3 protein-coding genes are annotated in these 2841 nt (G+C 71.2%); all 3 read right to left on the minus strand.

Features of this window, described 5'->3' with window-relative positions; translation table 11 throughout:
• Positions 1-53: 53 nt before the first annotated feature.
• Genes KBW98_RS23655 through KBW98_RS23665 form a run of 3 tightly spaced genes read right to left on the minus strand, consistent with a single transcriptional unit; the run spans position 54 to position 2691 of the window.
• Positions 54-1721 carry a 4Fe-4S binding protein gene (locus tag KBW98_RS23655; protein ID WP_211522621.1) on the minus strand — a complete coding sequence of 556 codons (1668 nt, stop codon included), beginning with the start codon at positions 1719-1721 and terminating at the stop codon, positions 54-56.
• The gene (locus KBW98_RS23660) at positions 1718-2254 is read right to left on the minus strand and encodes a DUF3306 domain-containing protein (protein WP_211522622.1); all 537 of its coding nucleotides are present in this window, start codon (positions 2252-2254) and stop codon (positions 1718-1720) included. Before KBW98_RS23660 ends, KBW98_RS23655 begins: the two co-directional genes overlap by 4 nt.
• Positions 2251-2691, minus strand: a complete 441-nt coding sequence (locus tag KBW98_RS23665) for a DUF3305 domain-containing protein (RefSeq protein WP_211522623.1) — start codon at positions 2689-2691, stop codon at positions 2251-2253. Before KBW98_RS23665 ends, KBW98_RS23660 begins: the two co-directional genes overlap by 4 nt.
• Positions 2692-2841 lie beyond the last annotated feature (150 nt).

Here is a 2841-nt window from a genome sequence, read left to right on the forward strand (position 1 = left end):
GGGGGGGGGGGGCCCCGGCGGGGGGGGGGGGGCCCCGCCCCCCCCCCCTACGATCAATCGCGCTTGAGCACCGTCACCTTCATCTCGTCGCTTGGCTCCATCATGTCGATCACCCGGCAGTCGCCGCACATGCGCAGGCGGTCCAGCTTGCCGGCGAAGGCCGGGTGCGTGGCCAGGCGGCCAAGCATGTTCTCGACCATCTGCAGGGTGCCGAAGGGCTTGCTGCAGCGGATGCAGTGGAAGGGCTGGCTTTCGTTGAGCACCACGGCCTGCATGCGGGTCTCGCCGAAGCGCAGCTGCGGCACCAGGGTGATGGCGTTTTCCGGGCAGGTACTGGCGCACAGTCCGCACTGCACGCAGTTCTTCTCGATGAAGCGCAGCTGCGGCAGACCCTGCCCGTCCTGCAGGGCCGCCGACGGGCAGGCGCCGACGCAGGACATGCACAGGCTGCAGGCCTGGCGGTCGATCGCCAGGGCGCCGAACGGCGCCCCGGGGGGCAGCGCCACCACTTCCGGCCGTTGCGGCGCGTGGCGGTGCAGGTGGTCGAGCGCGTAGTCGAGGGTATTGCGCTTGTCGGCGGCCAGGTGGAACACGGCGGGCTCGCGCGGGACTTCGCCGCGCGGCGCGTGGCGCAGGGCCAGGGCCAGCTCGTCGGGCGCATCGACGCGCAGCAATTGAAAGTGCGGGCCGGCATAGCCCAGTCCGTCGACCACGGCCTGGGCCACCGCCATCTGCTCGCCGAGCGCGGCCACGTACTGGGGAGCGTGCTCATCCGTCATCAGGACGGCCACGCCCGCCGCGCCATAGGCCAGCGCGGCCAGCCAGACGTCGATCCCGGTGGCGGCCGCATGGTGCAGGCTCAGGCCCAGGATGCGGCCCGGGGCCTCGGCGCCAAGCTCGGCCAGCATTGCCGCGCCGCGCCCGCCGTCGTGCAGCAGCAGCACCGGTTCCTCGCCGCCCGCCTCGCGGAAGGCGCGCAGGGCCGCCTGGATGCGCTTGCCGGTCAGCTGGGCCGGCGGATAGGCGTAGGTGATCGCGCCGGTCGGGCAGACCGTGGTGCAGGCGCCGCAGCCGGCGCACAGGTAGGGATTGACCTTGATGCGGTCGCCGTCGCCCGCGATCGCCTGGCCCGAGCAGATGTCGACGCAGGCATTGCAGCCCTGGCGGCCGTTGCGGCTGTGCGCACACAGCCGCTCCTTGTAGTTGAAGTACTTGGGCTTTTCGAAGTCGCCCACCATGTCCAGCAGCGCCTCTGCCGCCGCCGCGCGCGCGGCCTCGTCCTCGCCCGGCGCGTAATAGCCGTGCGGCTGCTGGTGGGTGGGGATCAGGCGCGCCGGGCACAGGTCCAGCACCAGGTCGAACTTGTCCCGTCCCAGCGGTTCGCCAGCGGCCTGCCAGCGCGCTTCGAAGGCCCCCAGCCAGCCGGCCACGGCGACGGCACGCGCCACGTGCACCGGATAGGGCCGCGCGGCGCCCGGCGCCGGCGCGTCGAGCAGGATGGCGGTCACCGGCAGGACCGTGGCCAGGCGGTCGGCCCAGGGCAGCGCCTGCGAGGAAGGCCCCACCACCAGCACGCGCCCGGAGGAGCGGTAGTCGACGGTGACCGCCGCCTCGAAGGCGGGCATGGCTTCCAGGGCGGCGAGCGCGGCCTGGCGCGCCAGGGCGTCGCGCCCGTTGCGGACGGGGTCGGCGGGCGCCCCGTCGTTGAGTCGAATATTCATGCGTTCCCTTGTGGGTTCTCTTGCGGATTCCCTTGCGGCCGGTCTTCTTCTTGTTGCGTCACCGCGTCCTGCGCTTCGGGCGCAGCCGCCGCGGCCGCGCCGGCGCCCTCTTCCGGCGCCGCGTCGTCGAGCACGCGCTGCAGTGCGCTGTCGGCGTGGCGCAGCTCGGCCAGCATGTCGGCGGCCAGCGGCGAGGCGACATTGAAATCGTCCATGTAGATGTCGAGGCCGTCCATCACCTTGAAATGCGGGTCGGCGAACAGCTTCTTGAGCGCCAGGCGCTGCACGGCCTTGTCCACGCCTTGCGCCACGAAGCCGGAATAGTCGGAATCGAAGCTCAGGCCGGCTATGTCCTCCATGGTCGGCAAGGGGCGCAGCGCCTGCACGTCCTCGTCGGCCACCCCGCCGCTGGTGCGCGCAAGTGCCGGCGGCGCCGGTGGCGGCGCCTCCTGGGGCGACGCGTCGCCCCCGCTGGACTTGAGCCGCGACCAGCGGCGCAGGAAGCCTTCTTCCGCCATCGTCTTGCCGCTCATCCGTGCTGGCGGCCCTTGCGCGGCCGCGGCGTGTAGTGCTTGCGCAGGTAGTCCGCCAGCCAGGCATAGACCTCGGCCGGCATCGCGACCCCATCGGCGGATTCGCCGGAATCGAACATGCGCGTGCCTTCCATGTAGCTGACCGAGGCGCGCACGGGGATCGCCTTGCCCTCTTCCATGCGCCACAGCACGAACACCTTGGATTCCGGCGCCATGCAGTTCTCGTAGTAGCCGTCGTTCTCGTCCGTGTACAGCTCGAGTTCCAGGCCGGAAACGAGGTAGTAGTCGCGGTCCGGGCTTTCGCTCAGCACCTGCAGACGCGGCAGGTTGCCGCGGTCCGGCACCACACCCACTGCCGCCCAGGCGTCGTCGGCCCACCGGTGGCGCACGGCGCGCCGCTGCATGATGATGGCGACCGGCAAACTTCCCATTTTCATGACGAACGGATCTCCATCACTTCTTGTTGGCCGTTTCCGGCGTGTTCTTCTTCTCGACGGCGGGCGAGGCGCCGGCCGGCACCGGCTTCGAGGGCGCCTTCTTGACGTCGGTACTGGGCGCGGCGGTGCCCAGCTTTTCGCTCTTGACGG

This window comes from Massilia sp. ST3, from assembly GCF_018119405.1.
In the GTDB taxonomy this organism is placed as follows: domain Bacteria; phylum Pseudomonadota; class Gammaproteobacteria; order Burkholderiales; family Burkholderiaceae_D; genus Telluria.